We start from the raw sequence: 18,367 nt of genomic DNA, 5'->3' as shown, positions 1-18,367 counted from the left end.
TCGTGCGCGGCTCTCCCCTGTTTCGTGCGGCCCTCATGGTGGCTGCGCTGCTTTTCCTGCTCGTTCCGTTGCGGAGCCTCACGGTCAGCCGGCCGGCGCCGACGGCCGCGCCCGAGGCGCCGGCGACGAAAGCTTCTGCCGTTCATCTGCGACTCACGTCCACGGCGGTGCCGCTCTCGTTTTCCGTGTCCCACCTCGGCAAGGTGATCTGGCGGGGCGACGCCTCGACGTCGCCGGTCGAATCGGTCGTCGAAATGCCCTTTTCGACGGAGGGAGTGGATCTCGTCGTCGACGCAAAGTGGTCCTTCGGCCAGACGGCGGCCGTGAAACTCGAGGTTGCCCGCGGCGATGACGAACCTTCCGCGCAGACGGTGTGGGGCGACGGCGCGGTCAGCGAAGTTCTCACCTTCAAATAACGCATGGCCTCGCATCGTCTCCGGATCCGCGACCTTACGGTCTCCTACCATCGCGTGCCCGCCGTGCACCACGTCACGCTCGAGCTGCAGTGCGGGAAATGCATCGCGCTGCTCGGTCCGAACGGCGCGGGGAAGACGTCGTTCTTCAAGGCGCTCGTTGGCCTGATCCGGCCCGAGGCCGGGTCGATCGAACTCGGCGGCCACGGCGCGCATCGGCACGACATCGCCTACCTCCCGCAGCGCGAGGCGATCGACTGGGATTTCCCGGTGACCGTGCGCGGCCTCGCGGAGATGGGGCGCTACACGCGCCTCGGCTGGTGGCGGCGATTCGGCGCGGCGGATGACGCGGCCGTGGAGAAGGCGCTCGCACGCATGGAGCTCACCGAGCTGGCCGGTCGGCAGATCAGCGCGCTCTCCGGGGGCCAGCAACAGCGGGCATTCCTTGCCCGCGCCCTCGCGCAGGAAGCCCACGTCATGCTGCTCGACGAGCCCTTCACCGGCCTCGACAAGCCTGCGCAGGATCTTCTCAGCCAGACCCTGCGGAATCTCGCCGCCGCGGGAAACCTCGTGATTGCCTCCCATCACGATCTCAAGACCGTGCCGGAGCTCTTCGACGAGGTGATTTTCCTCAACGGCGAGCTGATCGCGGCCGGCGATACGGCCACCACCTTCACCGAGGCCAACATCGACAAGACCTTCGGCACCCTCGCGTTTGCGGGCGAAGGACATCGTCGCCACCATCACCACCACCCCGCCAAATGATCGACTGGCTCCTCGACCCCTTTCGTCACGAGTTCATGCAGCGGGCGTTCTTCGGCTGCGCCCTCATCGGCTTCACCAACGGATGCCTGAGCACGTTCATCGTGCTGCGCCGGCTCGCGCTGATGGCCGATGCGATGGCGCATTCGCTGCTTCCAGGCCTCGCCGTCGCGATTCTGATCTTCGGCCTCGCGCCCGTCGGATTGTTCTTCGGTGCGATGATCGCGGCGTTGTTCGTGGCGATCGGCACGCAGCTCATTTCGCGGAGTTCGCGGATCAAGGAAGACACCTCACTCGGCCTGCTTTTCGCCTGCGCCTTCTCGCTTGGGCTCGTGTTGCTGAGCCTCTCGCCGGTGCGGGTCGAGCTGCATCACTACCTGTTCGGCAACATTCTCGGCCTTGCGGATTCCGACCTGTGGGTGATTTACGCAATCGGTTTCGTGGTGCTGCCGGTGCTCGTTGCGCTGGAGCGGCCGCTGTTTCTCACGATCTTCGAGCCTTCGATCGCCGCGAGCCAGGGCATTCCCGTGACGGCGCTGAACTACCTGCTGATGGGCGCGCTGGTGCTGTCGATGATCGCGTCGCTGCAGGCTGTCGGCGTCGTGCTTGCGCTTGGGATGCTTGTCGCGCCGGCGGCGACGATCTACCTGTTTTCGGACTCGTTCAGCGCGCTGTTCTGGGGTGGCGGGCTGCTCGGCATGTTCGGCTCGTGCCTCGGGCTGGCTGTCTCCTACTGGCTCAATTTGCCGTCCGGCGCGTGCATCGTGCTCGTGCTCGGGGCGATCTTTCTCGCCGCACTGCTTTTCAGCCCGAAATACGGCGTGCTCTCGCGTTTTTTCCGCCGCCGCCACCTGCACGAGCAATCGCTCGCGCGGTGGTCGGAGAACGATGCGGCCTAGCCGGCGAAGAGCTCGTGGCCGAGCACGCTGAGGCAGTAGATGGCCGCGGTCTCGGTGCGCAGGATGATCGGGCCGAGCGTGATCGGCTGGCAGCCGAGGCTCTTCGCAAGACTGAGCTCCGCCGGCGTGAAATCTCCCTCGGGGCCGACCAGCACGGTGACTTCTTTCGGCAGCCCGCCGTGGGCCGCGGCGTAGGCAGCGAGGGTCGGTTTGATCGGGCGTGAATCGCCCTGGAGCGAAGCGATGAGGAGCAGACCGCTCGGGCGGCGTTGCTCGAAAAACGTTTTCGGGCTCACCGGCGCGCCAACCTCCGGCAGCCAGTTCTGGCCGCACTGTTTGCAGGCCTCGAGCGCGATCGTCTGCCACTTCTCGCGCTTGGCGACGGCTTCCTTCGCATCGAGCTGGACGATCGTGCGGTCCGACAGCAGCGGGGCAATCTCGGCTGCGCCGAGTTCCACGGCCTTCTCGATGATGAGGTCCATGTTCTTCCCCTTCGGCACGGCCTGTGCGAGCGTGATGCGGCAGGCGATCGGCGCGGATTTCCCGCGATGCAGCACCTTCAGCGCCGCCTCGCGCTTGTCGGCGCTGACGATCTGGACGGTCGCCTCGTTGCCTCGGCCATCGAAGACGATGATTTTGTCGCCCACCTCGTGGCGGACGACATTCAAACAATGGTGCGCCTCGTCGCCCTTCAGCGTGGGAGAATCGGAAAGCAGATCAGCGGGAGGCAGAAAAAACCGGTGCATGGACGAGACTTTAGCGGACAATTCCGGCAAATGACGAACCTCTTTGCCTCGTTTCCGCCGTCGGGCGCCGGCGAGCATTTTCTCGAACTCGCCGCCTATGCCGGGCTGCGGATCGAGCGCATCGTTTCGCAGGGCCACGTGACTCCCGCTGGCGAATGGTATGACCAGACGTGGGCCGAATGGGTGCTCGTCGTCGAGGGTGCGGCGGAACTGACCCTGGCCGATCCGCCGGAAATCGTGCGGCTGGAGCGCGGCGATTCGTTCTTCATCCCCGCCCGGCGGCGGCATCGGGTGACGTGGACCGACCCGGAACAGCCGACGGTGTGGCTGGCTGTGCACTGGCCGCCGGAAGGTCGCTAGACCGCGGCCGGGGTCAGCTCGAAGGCGGCGAAGCGACTCTTCGCCTCGGGCGGAACGTGGGCCGTGACGATCGCGAGGTCGTCCTCGTAGCGCACGGAAAGCACATGGCCGATGCGGTGGAGCTCGGCAAGCGCGGCGGATTCGGAATTCGGCACGTGGAATTCCACGCGCATCCGCCAGGCGCTGAGACGAAGGGTGAGTTCCTCGATAAGCGTATCCATGCCCTCCCCGGTGCGGGCCGAGATGCCGACGCTGCCGGGATGGTGGCTGAGCGTTTGCCAGACGATGGCGGGGTCCGCGACGGCGTCGATCTTGTTGAAGACGAGCAGTGTCTGTTTGCCCTCGGCGTTCAGCTCGCGAATCGTTGCGTTCACGGCCGCCATCTGCTCGTGGAAATGCGGGTGGCTGAGATCGACGACGTGGATGAGCAGATCCGCGAGGGAAACCTCCTCGAGCGTGGCCTTGAAGGCCTCGATGACGGTGTGCGGAAGCTTGCGAATGAAGCCCACCGTGTCGGTGAGCAGCATCTTCTGGCGATTCGGCAGCACGAGCTGGCGTGTCGTGGGATCGAGCGTGGCGAAGAGCTTGTCCTCGGCCAGCACGCCGGCGCCGGTGAGGCGATTCAAGAGAGAGGATTTGCCGGCATTCGTGTAGCCGACCAGCGACGCGAGCGGCCAGTTGTGGCGCAGGCGGCCCTCACGCTGCACGGTGCGGTTGCGCCGGACGTCCTTCAGGTCGCGTTCCAGTCGGGAAATGCGTTCCTGCACGCGCCGGCGGTCGACTTCGAGCTGGGTTTCACCGGGGCCGCGGGTGCCAATGCCGCCGCTCTGCCGGGACAGATGGGTCCACATGCCGGTGAGTCGCGGGAGCAGATACTGAAGCTGGGCGAGTTCGATCTGCAGGCGGCCTTCCTTCGTGCGGGCGCGCTGCGCGAAAATATCGAGGATGAGCTGGGTGCGATCGATGACCTTGCGGGACGTGGCTTCCTCCAGATTGCGGCCCTGAGCGGGCGAAAGCTCGTCGTCGAAGATGATGGACGTGGCCTGCTTCTCGCGGCAGAGGCGAGCGATTTCCTCGGCCTTGCCCTTGCCGATGTAGGTGGCAGCGGTGGGTTTCTCGAGTTTCTGGACGACGACCTCGGCGACTTCGGCGCCGGCGGTGGCGGCGAGTTGTGCAAGTTCCTGCAGCGAATCTTCGAGATCCCAGTGGCTGACGCCTTGCTGTTCGAGGCCAACGAGGATGGCCCTCTCGGAGTTTCGCTGCCGGGCCTCGATCATGAGGCGTCGGGTTCGTTCAGCGCGCGGAGAGCGCCGGGGACTGCGTCTGAGGGATGTCGGTTAGCCGTCAAATCCAACGAGCGAAACGTAGTTTGATGTCGGAACCACGTCAATTGCCTTTTGGCATATTGCTGCGTGGCCGTGATGATCGCGGCTTCCGCCTCGGGGTGCGTGAGCTCGCCTCGAAGCAGGGCCTGAATCTCCCGCCAGCCGATGGCGCGCGATGCGGTGGGGCCGACGGTGTCGCCGAGGGAGCGGACCTCCTCCACGACGCCGTTGGAAAACATGGCCTGCACGTTCTGGGCGATCCGCTGGCGCAGTTCGTCGCGCTCGCGCACGAGCAGCCAGCCGGGTGCGCTGGCGGGAGGCGTCTGGCGAAAATCCGCGAGCGGTCGGCCGGATCCCTCGACGATCTCGATGGCGCGCACGACCCGTCGCCTGTTCTGCAGATCCACGAGGGCGGGCGCGGCGGGGTCGGTGCGACGCAGGATCTCGACGAGCTCGGGCAATTCCAGGGCGTCGAGTTCCGTGCGGCGGGTGAGATTCGGAGGGGGCGTGGGCGCAAAGCCGGAAATCAGGGCGCGGAAATAGAGACCGGTGCCCCCGACGACGAGGGCGCGTTTTCCGCGGGCGACGATGTCGGCGAGGATGGGGCGGGCGAGATCGGCGTAGCGCTGGGCGTCGAAGGATTCCGCGGGCGGGATGCAACCGACGAGATGATGGGGCTCGCGTTGCCGTTCCTCCGCGGTCGGCTGGGCGGTGAGCACGGGCATCCCCGCGTAGATCTGGTAGGCGTCGGCGCCGACGATTTCGGCGTCCAGACGCTCGGCCAGGGCAAGCGCGAGGGCGGTTTTGCCGACGCCGGTGGGGCCGGCCAGATAGAGGATTGGGAATTCGGGGTTTTTGATGCCGGATCTTTGGACGGGTTCGGCGTCGGGGCAAAGAAAAAGGGCCCGCCTGGAGACGGGCCCTTTTCTTTGAAGTTGTCCGGTGAGCTTACTGCTCGGGCTGCTGCGACTGCTCGGAGGGGCGTTCCTCGCGGCGGTCGGCGGCCTTGGCGCCGCTGACGACGAGCTTGCGGCCCATGTATTCCTTGTCGTGCAGTTCGGCGACGGCGCGCTTGGCCTCGTCGATGGTCTGCATCTGGACAAAGCCGAAGCCCTTGGAGCGCTGGGTCTGGCGATTGCTCACGACTTCGACGTTCTGGACGATGCCGACGCCGCTGAAGAGCTCGTGCAGGTCGCTTTCCGACGCGTCGAAGGAGAGGTTACCGACGTAGAGACGCGGGGTCGTGACCTCGACGGACTCGGGGGCGCGCATGCCGGAGCGAGGAGCGCGCGGGGCGCGCTCGGGACGGTCGGCACGTTCCGCGCGGGGCTCGGCGGACGGGGTGCGCTCGCTGCGACGGGCGACCGGCGCGGCGGCTTTCGAGGACTTGTCGCCGGTAAAGAAGGCAACGATCTTTTCCCAGAGCGTGAGCTTCCTGGGCTTGCGAGCCGGGCTGTCGGCGCGGCGGCTGGAGGTGCGGCTACCGCCCTCCGGGGAGCGGCGCGGGCTGCCCTCGCCGGAGCGATTGCTGCCCCCACGACGGGAACGACGACGGCCCCCGCGCGAAGAGGACTGGCGGGGATTTTCTGAAGTGTAATTGGTTGACATTAGTGTATTTACGATGTGTCGCAGTGTGGGCGCCGCGCCGGACTTCGGCGCGTGAGTGACGGGATACGACCGCCCCTGACCGCGATGGTTTTGTGTCCGAGGGTTCGCTGGCATGCGCGGGGGTGACTTCTCCCGGCGCAGGTGCGAGCAGGCTTTCAAGCAGACGGAGCAACGGACGCAAGAAACGCCGGACCCATTGCGGTCCGGGTGAGAGAGTTGCGAAATAGCAGGCCGTGAATTGCACGAAAGGAAACCCCTGACGGAGCCGCACTATCCGCATGCGCCCTGAAAAGATCAAGCCCCATTGCCGGCCGGGTCGTCGACGAGTGCTCGCGGAAGAAAAAATCGCAACCTTTTCGCAGGCGCCGCGTTTCATCGTCTATAACCCAACCATCATGAATCCCATTCGGATCAAACTCCTCCTCGGGGTCGCGGCAGTGCTTTTCGTCATGCTCGTCTGGCACTTCATTTCCGGTTGGGGACTCGTGACCGTTCACGTCGCCGATCAGCCTCTCTCGAAGGTGATCCGCTCCATCGAGCGGCAGGGCGGAATCAAGATCGTCACGAATGCCGATCTCACCGCGCCGGTGTCGATGGATGTCGATCGCGTGCCGCCGGTGGAAGCGGTGGATGTGCTCGCTTCGTGGTTCGACGGAAACTGGAGCGTGAGCTACGCGGCGGGCCCGACCAAACCGGACGTCATCGCGGCGGTGTCCGCTCTGCAGGAAGGCGGGCGTCGCGGGGGAGGCGATTCGGATTTTGCCCGCTTCGGCGGCGGCCGTGGGGGCCCCGGCGACTGGGGCGGTGGCGGCGGCGACACCGTCATCGACGTGCGCAAGGTGGCGTGGAAGGTTTCGCCCTCCGACAAGCCAGAGCTCCAGTCCTACCTGGACCAGCTTTCGCAGAAGACCGGGCTCTCGATCATCGTTCCGCAGACCTGGAATCCCCCGGTGGCGACACCTCCGAAAGGGGGCGAGGCTGCGGATGCGATCCGAAGCCTCGTGAAATCCGCAAAGGGTCAATACGAGGAGGTCTTCGTTCTTCGCGTTCAGACCGAGCAGGTGGCGGACAATGGCCCGGGAGGCCCGGTCGGGGGCGGCGATCGTGGCCCGCGCACCGACGGGGGATTTGGCGGCGGCCCGGGTGGCGGCGGTCGGGGGAATTTCCATCCCGAGTGGGCTCAGGAACGAGAGGACGCGCGTCTCGCCCTGCTGCCCGTCGCGGAACGGGAACAGGTGAAGAGGGATCGCGACCAGATGCGGGCGACCTTCGAGAAGATTCGCGCCCTTCCGGAAGCCGAGCGCCGGGCCGCCGTGGAGAAAATCATGGAAGATCCCGCCGTGCAGGAGCGGATGCTGCAGCGCATGATGACCAACGATGCCAAACGCAGCCCCGAGAAGCGGGCGGAGCGCTTCCGGCAGTATCTCGAGCGGAAACAGCAGGCGAAGCAGGCCAAATCCTCGAATTGAGCCAAAGACCCTCATGAAACTTCGGTCCCGGTCCGGCTTCACGCTCATTGAGTTGCTTGTCACGATCGCCATCATTGGCATGCTTGCGACGCTGTTCATCCCATCGTTGAAGGGCGTGCTCACCAAGGCGCAGAGCGCAAAATGCGCCGGCAATCTCCGCGCGATCGCGGGCGCCGTGCAGGCCTGCGCCCTGGATAACGACAACTATTACCCCGAGATCGAGGCGATGCCGTCGAACCCGGTTTATCAGGGCAGGCAGGTCAATGCGCTGCTCGCCGTCCTCGGGCCCTACGGTCTGCAGGAGGCCGCCCTGAAATGCCCGGCCGACATGGCTCGCACCACGAGTTACTTCAAGAAGGAGGGCTCCAGCTACATGTGGCGCCCGTTGGTGGATACCGAACTCGTCAACGCGACGAAGATCTATCGCCGGGGCCGGGAAATGGTGGTCCCTTCCAGCCGCGCACCGCTTGCGAGCGACTTCACGGCCGTTCACGGCGGCCGCGTCAACGTCGTGTTCGCCGACGGCCACGTGCGGATGTTCTAGCCGCGCGGGATTCGCATGAGCAAATCCTAGGCCGCGGTCAGCTCGAGGGCCGGTTCCGGTTCGAAAGGGCCTTCGACATCGAGCGGGCAATGCAGCAACTCGATCCGGCCGTCGTGGTGCTCGACGATCGCCGTCGCGCTCTCGACCCAGTCGCCCGTGTTGTAATAGGTGATGCCGTCGATGTCGCGCACCCCCGGGGTGTGGATGTGGCCGCAGAGCACGGCGTCGACTTTGTGTTCCCGGGCGTAGCGGACGACGGCTTCCTCGAACTTGCCGATGAAACTCACCACGTTCTTCACCTCGGCCTTCACGTAGGCGCTGAGTGACCAGTAACCGAGGCCAAGGAGACGGCGGAAGAAATTGATGAGGCCGTTGAACCGCATGAGGAGCGTGTAGCCAATGTCTCCCACGTGGGCGAGCCAGCCGAGGTTCTGCACCACGGTGTCGAGTTCGTGGCCGTGAATGATGAGAAGGCGTCGTCCGTCCGCCGTGGTGTGAATCGCGTTCTGCTGGAGCGTCACGCTGGCGAAGTTCCCGTAAAAGCTGCCGAGGAACTCATCGTGATTTCCAATGATGTAGATGATCTCGGTGCCCTTGCGGCCCTTGCGAAGGAGCTTCTGGATGACGTCGTTGTGCTCCTGCGGCCAGTAGATCCCGCGTCGGAGCGCCCAGATGTCGATGAGGTCGCCGACAAGATAAAGCGTGTCGAACTCGTGAGTGCGGAGAAATTCCAGTAACGCCTCCGCCTTGCAACCACGCGTGCCGAGATGCACGTCCGAAATCCACCCTGTTCGATAGTGTGCCATGAGCGCTGCTTGTCCGTTGATTTATGCCCAAGTTATTCACAATCCGGATCGCATCGGAACCGCGCGGTTGTGACGTTTCCGAAACAAAGCGACGTTTCAAAAAAGCGGAGATGCGCGTTGGCAAGTTGCGTTATTCCTGCTTTCCAGAGTTCTGCGACATTTTCTTCATGGCGACTTTTGACCCTAAATTGGTTCCGGTAGAGCCCGCGTGGTATTGCGTGCGGGTGAGGCCGAAGCAGGAGGCCGTGAGCGCACGGATGCTGCGGAGCGAGGCGGGGATCGAGGTCTTTTGCCCGTTCATCCGCTTCAAGCGGGCCCGTCGCGGTGGCACGATGTGGGTCACCGAGGGTATGTTTCCCGGGTATCTTTTCGGCCGGTTCGCCTTTGCCGAGCATCACCGCCACATCGTGTCCATCTCAGGAGTCTCGACGATCGTGCGGTTCGGCGAGCAGCCGGCGGTGGTGCCTGACCAGATCATCGCGGAGCTTAAGGCGCACGTCACCGGCGACGAAACGATCGTGATCGAGCAGTCGATCGAGCCCGGCACGGAAGTGCGCATCGTCGAGGGAGCTTACGCGGGCGTGACGGCGGTCGTTTCGCGGCTTTTGCCGGCGCGCGAGCGCGTCGCGGTGTTGCTCGAGGTGCTCGGGATGGAGCGCGAGGTGGAGATTTCCGCCGGGGCGATCCTGCCCGATGCGTCGCATCCGTTGTCGCCGGAGTAGGTGCCGCCGTCCGAAAGGGTCGCGGTTTTCCCATTGCCTTTCGCGGGTATCCGACTTTCATTCTTCGTTCCGCCCGAAGCCCGGAAAGCCTCCCCGGCGGAGTTCGTCATGATCAACTGGATTTTCAAACTCATTCTCGGCTCGAAAAATCAGCGCGAGTTGCGGCGCATGCAGCCGACCGTGCGGCGCATCAACGAGATCGAGGCGCAGCTCGGCTCGCTCAGCGACGAGGACCTTCGCGCGAAGACCGCCGCCTGGAAGGAAGAGCTTGCGAAGATCGAGGATCCCAAGGCACTCCAGGCGAGACTGGATGAAATTCTGCCCGAGGCTTTCGCCGTCGTGAAGCAGGCCGCGCGCCGCCTCACCGAGCGCAAGCACAGCTTCACGGTGTGTGATCAGGCCGTGACCTGGAACATGGTGCACTTCGACGTGCAGCTCATCGGCGGCATGGTCCTGCACAAGAGCCGCATTGCGGAAATGGCCACTGGTGAGGGCAAGACGCTCGTCGCCACGCTCCCGCTTTATCTCAACGCGCTCACCGGCCGCGGCGTCCATCTCGTCACGGTGAACGATTACCTCGCCCGTCGCGACGCGGAGTGGATGGGCCAGCTCTACGGATTCCTCGGTCTCACGACCGGCATTATCCAGGAGGATCAGGATCCCCAGGAACGCCGTGCGCAATATGCCGCCGACATCAGCTACGGCACGAACGCGCAATTCGGCTTCGATTACCTGCGCGACAATGGCATGGCCAGCAGCCGCGAGCAGCAGGTGCAGCGCGGGCATTACTTTGCGATCGTCGACGAAGTGGACTCTATCCTCATCGACGAAGCGCGCACGCCGCTCATCATCAGCGGCCCGGCGACCGTTTCCACGCATCAATACGACCGCTTCAAGCCGCTCGTCGACCAGCTCGTGCGCCGGCAGACGATGCTTTGCGGCCGCCTCGTGGCCGAGGGCAAGGAGCTGATCGAGAAGGGCGACAAGGAGGCCGCGGGCCGCACGCTCTTCAAGGTGAAGCTCGGCCAGCCCCGCAACAAGGCGCTGATGCGCCTGATGGAGGACCCCGAGATCCGCCGCCTCGTCGACAAGTCCGAGCTGTATTTCTATCAGGACAACAAGACGAAGGACGAACTCATCGAGCTCAAGGAAGAGCTGTTCTTCACGATCGACGAACGTCAGCAGGACGCCGACCTCACGCAGCAGGGTCGCGATTACCTCAATCCCGACGATCCCGACGCGTTCGTGCTGCCCGACCTGCTTACCGAGTTCGCCGACATCGAGACGAACGCCGCGCTCGCTCCCGCCGAGAAGGCCGTGGAGAAGGGCAAGCGCCAGGCTTTCTGCGACGCGCAGGCCGAGCGCATTCACAATATTTCGCAGCTCCTCAAGGCCTACTGCCTCTACGAAAAGGACGTCGAGTATGTCGTCGAGGACAACAAGGTCATCATCGTCGACACCTTCACCGGCCGCAAGATGGCCGGCCGCCGCTGGAGCGACGGGCTCCACCAAGCCGTCGAGGCGAAGGAAGGCGTGCAGATCGACCGCGAGACGCAGACGCTCGCCACGATCACGATTCAGAATTACTTCCGCCTCTACGAAAAACTCGCGGGCATGACCGGCACCGCCGAGACCGAGGTCAATGAGTTCCACGACATTTACCGGCTCGACGTGTCCGTCATCCCGACGAACCGCAAGGTCGCCCGCATCGACCTGAACGACCGCATCTACAAGACGCGCCGCGAGAAATACAACGCCGTCATCGAGGAGATCAAAACCTCCTACGCGAAGGGCCAGCCCGTGCTCGTCGGCACAGCGAGCGTCGAAGCTTCCGAGCTCGTGAGTCGCATGCTCAAGCGCGAGAAGATCCCGCACACCGTCCTCAACGCGAAGTATCACCTGCAGGAGGCCGAGATCGTCCAGCGCGCCGGTCTCAAGGGCGCCGTCACCATCTCGACGAACATGGCCGGCCGCGGCACCGACATCAAACTTGGCGAAGGCGTCCAGGAACTCGGCGGCCTCTACGTGCTCGGCACCGAGCGTCATGAATCCCGCCGCATCGATCGCCAGCTGCGCGGCCGTTGCGCGCGCCAGGGCGACCCCGGTTTGTCGCGCTTCTTCGTCAGCTTCGAGGACGATCTCATGCGCAACTTCGGCGCCAGCGAGCGCATGACGAAGATCATGGAGACCTTCGGCATGAAGGAGGGCGAGGAGCTCGAGCACCCGTGGCTCAACCGCTCCGTGGAGACTGCGCAGAAGCGCGTCGAGGCCCGCAATTACCAGATCCGCCGCCGCACGCTCGAGTTCGACGATGTCATGAACCAGCAACGCGAGGTCGTTTACGGCTATCGCAACGAGGTGATGGACACCGAGGACCCTCGCAGGATGATCTACGAGGTCATCGACGAGGTCGTGCCCAAGCGCGTCGCCGAATACCTCACCGCCGAGGAAGGCGTCGAGCCTGACGCGGAAGGCCTGCTCATGTGGTTGAACACGACGTTCCCGCTCGGGCTCACGCCCGAGCGCGCGAATCTCGACAAGCGCACCGCCGAAGAAAATTCCGCGTATCTCGTCGAGACGATCAAGAACGCCTACGAGCAGAAGGCCGCCATCGAAGAGCCGACGGCGCTCACCGGCCTCGAGCGTTACATCATTCTCAACGCGATCGACCGTCTCTGGCAGGAGCATCTCTACGCGATGGACGGCCTCCGCGAGGCCGTGAACCTGCGCGCCTTCGGCCAGAAGGACCCGCTCGTCGAATACAAAAACGACGGCTACGCGATGTTCGTGGAGTTGATGGACAACATCAAATCCGAGGTCCTCAACAACCTCTTCCGCAGCACGACGAATCTCCAGGCCTTCGAGAAGCTTCTCGGCAGCCTGCCGCAGACGCTCATCCAGCAGATGCTCGAGGGAAAAGACATCATGCTCGGCGGGTCCGCCGCGGAGGCGATGGCCGCAGAGGACGACGAGGTCGAGAAAGCGTCTGCGTCTCCCCGGCTCGAGCTGCCCCTGCGCCGCGAGGCGCCCCAGGTGGGCCGCAACGACACCTGCCCCTGCGGCAGCGGCAAGAAGTTCAAGAACTGCTGCGGCCGGAAGGCCTGAGCGAGTTTCAGGAAAAAGTGGAAAGTTTAAGTGAAAAAGCCGGTTCGAGACGGCGCGATTGCTTGAACTTTCCACTTCAGACTTAAACTTCCCCATGGACTTCACCTATTACGGACACTCCTGTTTCGCGGTCACGGCTGCCGGCAAACGGCTGCTGTTCGATCCCTTCATCACTCCGAACGAACTGGCAAAGGACGTCGACGTGGACGCCATCGCGGCGGACTTCATTCTCGTCACGCACGGGCATTTCGATCACGTCGGCGATGTGATGCGTATCGCCACCCGGACCGGAGCGCAGGTGATCGCCAATTTCGAGGTCTACCAGTGGCTTGGAAAACAGGGCCTCGAGAAGGTCCATCCGCTGAATCCCGGCGGCGGGTTCGACTTCGAGTTCGGCCGCGTGAAATCCGTCAACGCGATCCATTCCAGCAGCCTGCCCGACGGCAGCTACGGCGGACAGCCGAGCGGGTTCGTCGTCACGCCAAAGGAGGGCGGCGCCTTTTATTATGCCGGCGACACGGCGCTCACGCTCGACATGAAGCTCATCGCGGAGGAGTCCGCGCTGCAATTCGCGGTGCTGCCCATCGGCGACAATTTCACGATGGGCGCGGCGGATGCGGCGAAGGCGGCGGGATTCGTCGGCGTGAAGGACGTCGTGGGCGTGCATTACGACACGTTCCCGCCGATCCGCATCGATCACGAGGCGGCCCGGGCGGAGTTTGCGAAAGCCGGCTGCCGCCTGCATTTGCCAGCCATCGGTGAGACGATCGCGCTTTAGTTGAGCGCCGCGAGGTGCTTCAATCGAGGGCTGCGTGAAAATCGTCGAGCAGCTCTCCCTGTTTATCGTGAATCGGCCCGGCACGCTGGCGGCCGTGTGCGACGCGCTCGCCGAGGCCCGGGTGAACATCTACGGCCTCAGCATCGCCGACGCGACCGATCACGCCGTGGTGCGCATGGTCGTGAGCGACCCGCGCAAGGCGCTGCATGTCTTCGAGGCGCACGGCACGCTCGCGGTGGAGAGCGATGTTCTGATGATCGAGAATGAGAACCGGCCGGGCATGCTTTCGCGCATCGCTTCGACCCTCGCCATCCACAAGGTGAATATCGAATACGCCTACCTCGCCTCGCTGCCGACGGCGAAAAAAGGCCTGCTGATCATGCGTGTGAACGACGCCAAAAAGGCCCTCCGGGTGCTGAAGACCGCCCTCGGCGGGTGAGGAGAAATGCCGCGCGCCGCGGCACTTGGTTGACACGCCCGGGGTGCGCGGGAATATCTCTTGTTCATGCCGACCGAATCTCCGCGCGCCGTCCGTAGCGAGTCCATTTCCGTCCTGCACGAAGGACCCTACGACGAGGCGGCGGTGAAACAGGCGGCGGAACGCATCCGCAGCGGCCTGAGCGGATCCGCCTCGCTGGCGTTCGTCTTTGTCACGCCCGACTATCTGCCCCACCTCGAGGATATGGCCGACACGATCCGCGTGGACGGCCACGTGCGCGAGCTCGTCGGCTGCACCGGCAGCGGGATCACCTCCGATGGCGAGGAACGCGAGGGCGGCAGCGGTTTTTCCATTCTCGCGCTGTATTCCGAGAACACGCAGATCTCCATCCATGCGTTGTCGAATGCGCTCGTGGACGCCGCCGACGGCCCGAAATTCTGGACCCGGCGATTCCCGACGGTGGGGGGCTGGCTGGTATTCACGAACCCCTTCGGCTTCGCGGTGGACGACTGGCTCGTCGACTGGAACGCGGCGTTCCCGGGCGTTCCGACGATCGGCGGCCTCGCCAGCGGCGGTCGCGACGCCGAGAGCATGGCGGTCTTCCACAATGGTCGGGTGATCGATGGCGGCGTGCTCGTTGGCTTTTCCGGTTCGCTCCGTCTCGTGCCGGCCGTCAGTCAGGGTTGCAAGCCGATCGGCGAGCCGCTCCCGGTGACGAAGGCCGAGGACAACATCATTTTCTCGCTCGGCTCCCGCCCGGCCTATCAGGCGCTCGAGGCCGCCTTCCAATCCCTCTCGGAGGCCGAGCGGTCCCACGCGCAGGGCAATCTTTTCGCCGGCATCGCGGGCACGGAATATCTCGAGGACTTCCGCCCCGGGGATTTCCTCATCCGGAACATCATCGGCGCGGACCCCGATTCCGGCGCAGTCGTCATCGCGGGCATCCCGCGCGTGGGCCAGACGGTGCAATACCAGCTGCGCGACAAGGATGTGGCCGACTCCGATCTTCGCCGGGTGTTGAAGTCCGCCGCAAAGGGCGCAAAGCGGCCCGTGGCCTCGCTGCTGTTCTGCTGCACGGGCCGGGGCTCGAGTTTCTTCGGCGCGGCCAGTCATGATGCCGGCATGCTCGAGGAAGTGCTGGGCCGGCACAGCTCCGCGGGATTTTTCTGCAACGGCGAGATTGGTCCGGTCGCCGGCTCCAACTGCATGCACGGCTACACGGCGTCGTGCGCGATCTTTGTCGAAACCTGAGCGACCTGTCAGGGTTGCATCTGCTCTGAATGATGGCGGCAAAGAAAAAACGGGGACTGCTGGGGCTCTTTCTCTTCATCGTCATTGCGGCGGCTGGCGGGCTGACCTGGTTCCTTCTGTCCGGTCGGGCGGTCGAGGAAAAGCGGGACGACGTGCCGCCGGGTCTGCTCGCGAAGGTTGAGCGCCGCGATCTGGACTCGAAACTCCTGCTTTCCGGCGAGGTGAAGCCGGCCTTTCAGGTCGACGTGAAATCCGAGGTCGGCGGCAAGGTGAAGGAACTTTGCGTCACCGTCAGCCAGAGCGTGAAACGCGGCGATCTGCTCGCGGTCATCGACGATCGCGACCTGCTCACCGAGAAGAAATCTGCGCAGACCGCGATCGATGGCGCCCAGCTGGCCGTCGACAAGAATCAGGGTAACTACGACCGCGCGAAGGCGCTCTTCGAAGAGAAGCTCATCAGCAAGGAGGTCTATAAGAATCTCGAGGCCGACCTGCTCATTTCCAAGAACGCCCTCGACAAGGCGAAGAGCCAGCTCGACTCCGTGAACGACCGCCTCGTGAAGACGCGCATCATCGCGCCCTCCGACGGCACGTTGCTCGATGTGCTCGTGAACGAAGGCCAGGTCGTGAGCGCCGCCGCGAGCGTGAACTCCGGCACGACGCTCATGACGTTTGCCGATCTCGGTCGCCTGCTCATCGAGACGAACGTGAACCAGATGGACGTCGGCAAACTTTCTCCCGGGCAGGAGGTCTTCGTGAACATGCAGGGCGACGATTCGAACAGGGTAAAGGCCCGCGTGGAGTTCGTCGCCCCGCTCGCCACGGTGAAAAACAACATCAAGGGCTTCCTCGTGCAGGCGCTCATCGAGGATCGCAACAGCCCGCTGAAGCCTGGCATGTCCGTGAGCATGACGGTGCCCGTGGGCGCGGCGAAGCATGCCGTGAGCGTGCCGATCGCCGCGGTGTTCAAGCAGGACAACGACCGCGTCGTCTACGTGCGAAAGGGCGGCACCACCGAGCGGCGCAAGGTCAGCGTCGGCCTCACGAACATGAGCTACGCCGAGATCGTGTCGGGCCTGAACGAAGGCGAAGAGATTCTGCTCGTGGAACCGAAGACCCTGCAGGCGGCCAACCCGTCGTAGCCGCCCGCCGTGTCCCTCGTTCTCCTCGAAGACGTCAAAAAGTATTACACCCTCGGCGGCCAGGAGATCCGGGCGCTCGATGGCGTGAATCTGCGGATCGAGGAGGGAGAATTCGTCGCGATCATCGGCCCCAGCGGCAGCGGCAAATCCACGTTGATGCACCTGCTCGGCTGCCTCGACACGCCCACCGCCGGCCGGCTGGAGATCTGCGGGCACGACCTCAGCAACGCGAGCTCGGATCAGCTCTCGATCGTGCGCAACCGCGAGATCGGCTTCGTCTTTCAGTCCTTCAATCTCCTGCCGCGGCTCAACGTTCTCGAGAACGTCGAGGTGCCGCTCATCTACTCCGGAATCGGCGCCCGCAAACGTCGCCAGCGGGCCGAGGCGGTCGTGAAGCGCGTGGGCCTCGAGCAGCGCATGCGCAACCGGCCCACGCAGCTCAGCGGCGGCCAGTGCCAGCGCGTCGCCATTGCTCGCGCCCTCGTGAACGACCCGCGCATCCTCTTCGGCGACGAGCCGACGGGCAATCTCGACAGCCACACCGGCGAGCTCATCCTGCACATGTTCACCGAACTGCAGGAGGCCGGCCGCACGGTCGTGCTCGTCACGCACGACGCGGAAGTCGCCGCCGTCACGCACCGCGTGATCGAGATTCGCGATGGAAAAATCCGGCGGGAATACGACCCGCGCACGGCGCCGAAGTCATGAACCCCTTCATCGCCCTCGAGACCGGCCTGCGGGAAATTTTCTCGCACAAGTTCCGCAGCTTTCTCTCGATGCTCGGCATCGTGCTCGGCGTCGGCAGCCTCATCGCGACGATGGCGATCACCGGGGGCATGGAGCGCGGGATGCGCGCCTTCATGGAGCAGATTGGCGGCCTCGAGACGGTGAATGTCGTGCAGAAGGAAATCTCGAACGAGATGCTGAATTTCTACGATCTCTCGCCGGGACGCACATTGCAGGATGCCTACGCCGTGCAGCAGTCCGCCCCGCTCATCTCGCAGGTCTCGCCGCAGCTCGAGGACGGCATGCCCGTCTCTGCCGGAGGCGACGCGATGCGCGTGCGGGTGACGGGCGCGTGGCCCGATTACATGGACGTGGCGAAGCACCAGCTTGCGGCTGGCCGGTTTCTCTCCCAGCTCGATGTCGACCGGGGCCAGCGCGCGGCGGTCATCGGCGATAGCGTGGCTTCCACCCTGTGGCCGACGCTTTCCCCAAAGGAGGTCGTCGGGCAGACGATCTTCATCAACGACTCACCGTTCACGGTCGTCGGCGTGTTTGTGCTCTACGAGCGCGACCGCGACAGGATCGCCCGCGAACGCGGCATCGACCGGGCGGAGAAGGCGCGTCGGGAACGGCGCGGCTCCGGCCGAAACGGCTGGGACCCCTTCCGCGGCAAGAACGAGGCGGTGATCATCCCGCTCACGACGATGTTTTACGAATTCAAGTCCGGCCTGTTTCCCGACGACTCGTCCGACACGGTGGCTCTCAATAATCTCGCGATTCGCGTGAAGGATCTGTCGGCCTACGAGCCGGCTCTCGCCCAGGTGCGACAGGCTCTGATGGTCACCCACCGCGGCGTGGATGACTTCGGCTTCGACACGCGGGAGGATTGGTTCGACCAGATGGAGCAGCGCATGCGCGCCACGCGCACGAGCGGCGGGTTGATTGCCGTGATCAGCCTCATCGTGGGCGGCATTGGCATCACGAACATCATGCTGGCCAGCATCACCGAGCGCGTGCGCGAGATCGGCATTCGCCGGGCGGTCGGCGCCCGGGCGCGGGATATCTTTCTGCAGATCATCATCGAGAGCGTGTCCATTGCGCTGATGGGCGGCGTCCTCGGCGTCGCGGTGGGCATCGGCCTCGTGCAGCTCCTCATGGTGATCGCGCCGGGGGACAGCGAGCCTTTTATCTCGGCCGGCAGCGTGATCCTGAGCATTTCGTTCGCGGCCGGCGCCGGCATCCTGTCGGGCATCTACCCGGCGGTGCAGGCTT

General features: G+C 64.5%; 19 protein-coding genes. 14 read left to right on the top strand and 5 right to left on the bottom strand.

Features of this window, described 5'->3' with window-relative positions; genetic code table 11:
* Positions 1-2: 2 nt before the first annotated feature.
* From VIM61_16535 to VIM61_16525, 3 genes are read left to right on the top strand one after another with little or no spacing between them, the layout of a single operon-like run.
* Complete coding sequence (locus VIM61_16535; protein HEY8902019.1) at positions 3-416, top strand: hypothetical protein; 414 nt, start codon at positions 3-5, stop codon at positions 414-416.
* Positions 417-419: 3 nt separating this feature from the next.
* Positions 420-1,178 carry a metal ABC transporter ATP-binding protein gene (locus VIM61_16530; GenBank protein HEY8902018.1) on the top strand — a complete coding sequence of 253 codons (759 nt, stop codon included), beginning with the start codon at positions 420-422 and terminating at the stop codon, positions 1,176-1,178.
* Positions 1,175-2,074 (top strand): metal ABC transporter permease, encoded by a 900-nt coding sequence (locus VIM61_16525; protein ID HEY8902017.1) that lies wholly within the window; start codon positions 1,175-1,177, stop codon positions 2,072-2,074. Before VIM61_16530 ends, VIM61_16525 begins: the two co-directional genes overlap by 4 nt.
* Here VIM61_16525 and VIM61_16520 read toward each other — a convergent pair.
* Complete coding sequence (locus VIM61_16520; GenBank protein ID HEY8902016.1) at positions 2,071-2,820, bottom strand: 16S rRNA (uracil(1498)-N(3))-methyltransferase; 750 nt, start codon at positions 2,818-2,820, stop codon at positions 2,071-2,073. The genes VIM61_16525 and VIM61_16520 overlap by 4 nt on opposite strands.
* Before the next feature lie 30 nt (positions 2,821-2,850).
* On the opposite strand from VIM61_16520, the gene VIM61_16515 reads away from it, so the two are divergent.
* Positions 2,851-3,180 (top strand): cupin domain-containing protein, encoded by a 330-nt coding sequence (locus VIM61_16515; GenBank protein HEY8902015.1) that lies wholly within the window; start codon positions 2,851-2,853, stop codon positions 3,178-3,180.
* Here VIM61_16515 and hflX read toward each other — a convergent pair.
* The 3 genes from hflX to VIM61_16500 form a co-directional block, all read right to left on the bottom strand.
* Positions 3,177-4,457: a GTPase HflX gene (gene hflX / locus VIM61_16510; GenBank protein ID HEY8902014.1), complete on the bottom strand. Its 1,281-nt coding sequence runs from the start codon at positions 4,455-4,457 to the stop codon at positions 3,177-3,179. The genes VIM61_16515 and hflX overlap by 4 nt on opposite strands.
* Entirely contained in the window at positions 4,454-5,335 is an 882-nt protein-coding gene (gene miaA, locus VIM61_16505; GenBank protein ID HEY8902013.1) for a tRNA (adenosine(37)-N6)-dimethylallyltransferase MiaA, read from the bottom strand. The genes hflX and miaA overlap by 4 nt, the downstream gene beginning before the upstream one ends.
* Before the next feature lie 118 nt (positions 5,336-5,453).
* Positions 5,454-6,113: an RNA-binding protein gene (locus tag VIM61_16500; GenBank protein HEY8902012.1), complete on the bottom strand. Its 660-nt coding sequence runs from the start codon at positions 6,111-6,113 to the stop codon at positions 5,454-5,456.
* 395 nt (positions 6,114-6,508) lie between these two features.
* On the opposite strand from VIM61_16500, the gene VIM61_16495 reads away from it, so the two are divergent.
* Complete coding sequence (locus VIM61_16495; GenBank protein ID HEY8902011.1) at positions 6,509-7,582, top strand: hypothetical protein; 1,074 nt, start codon at positions 6,509-6,511, stop codon at positions 7,580-7,582.
* Between the two features lie 13 nt (positions 7,583-7,595).
* Complete coding sequence (locus tag VIM61_16490; GenBank protein ID HEY8902010.1) at positions 7,596-8,126, top strand: prepilin-type N-terminal cleavage/methylation domain-containing protein; 531 nt, start codon at positions 7,596-7,598, stop codon at positions 8,124-8,126.
* Positions 8,127-8,152: 26 nt separating this feature from the next.
* Here the strand turns inward: VIM61_16490 and VIM61_16485 are convergent, their stop codons facing one another.
* The gene (locus VIM61_16485) at positions 8,153-8,932 is read right to left on the bottom strand and encodes a UDP-2,3-diacylglucosamine diphosphatase (GenBank protein ID HEY8902009.1); all 780 of its coding nucleotides are present in this window, start codon (positions 8,930-8,932) and stop codon (positions 8,153-8,155) included.
* A 167-nt stretch (positions 8,933-9,099) separates the two neighbouring features.
* Here VIM61_16485 and VIM61_16480 point away from each other — a divergent pair, with 167 nt between their 5' ends.
* The 8 genes from VIM61_16480 to VIM61_16445 form a co-directional block, all read left to right on the top strand.
* Entirely contained in the window at positions 9,100-9,654 is a 555-nt protein-coding gene (locus VIM61_16480) for a transcription termination/antitermination NusG family protein (GenBank protein HEY8902008.1), read from the top strand.
* A gap of 108 nt (positions 9,655-9,762) precedes the next feature.
* Positions 9,763-12,759 carry a preprotein translocase subunit SecA gene (gene secA / locus VIM61_16475; protein ID HEY8902007.1) on the top strand — a complete coding sequence of 999 codons (2,997 nt, stop codon included), beginning with the start codon at positions 9,763-9,765 and terminating at the stop codon, positions 12,757-12,759.
* Positions 12,760-12,853: 94 nt separating this feature from the next.
* Positions 12,854-13,537 carry a metal-dependent hydrolase gene (locus VIM61_16470; protein HEY8902006.1) on the top strand — a complete coding sequence of 228 codons (684 nt, stop codon included), beginning with the start codon at positions 12,854-12,856 and terminating at the stop codon, positions 13,535-13,537.
* 34 nt (positions 13,538-13,571) lie between these two features.
* Positions 13,572-13,976 (top strand): ACT domain-containing protein, encoded by a 405-nt coding sequence (locus VIM61_16465; GenBank protein ID HEY8902005.1) that lies wholly within the window; start codon positions 13,572-13,574, stop codon positions 13,974-13,976.
* Positions 13,977-14,042: 66 nt separating this feature from the next.
* The gene (locus tag VIM61_16460) at positions 14,043-15,227 is read left to right on the top strand and encodes an FIST N-terminal domain-containing protein (protein ID HEY8902004.1); all 1,185 of its coding nucleotides are present in this window, start codon (positions 14,043-14,045) and stop codon (positions 15,225-15,227) included.
* A 29-nt stretch (positions 15,228-15,256) separates the two neighbouring features.
* Positions 15,257-16,369: an efflux RND transporter periplasmic adaptor subunit gene (locus tag VIM61_16455; GenBank protein ID HEY8902003.1), complete on the top strand. Its 1,113-nt coding sequence runs from the start codon at positions 15,257-15,259 to the stop codon at positions 16,367-16,369.
* Positions 16,370-16,378: 9 nt separating this feature from the next.
* Positions 16,379-17,077: an ABC transporter ATP-binding protein gene (locus tag VIM61_16450; GenBank protein ID HEY8902002.1), complete on the top strand. Its 699-nt coding sequence runs from the start codon at positions 16,379-16,381 to the stop codon at positions 17,075-17,077.
* Positions 17,074-18,367, top strand: a 1,294-nt coding sequence (locus VIM61_16445; GenBank protein HEY8902001.1) for an ABC transporter permease, incomplete at its 3' end; no start/stop codon positions are given. The genes VIM61_16450 and VIM61_16445, both read left to right, overlap by 4 nt.

It is taken from the genome of Chthoniobacterales bacterium (assembly GCA_036569045.1).
GTDB lineage: Bacteria > Verrucomicrobiota > Verrucomicrobiia > Chthoniobacterales > JAATET01 > JAATET01.
This window is presented reverse-complemented; position numbering and strand designations above follow the sequence as displayed.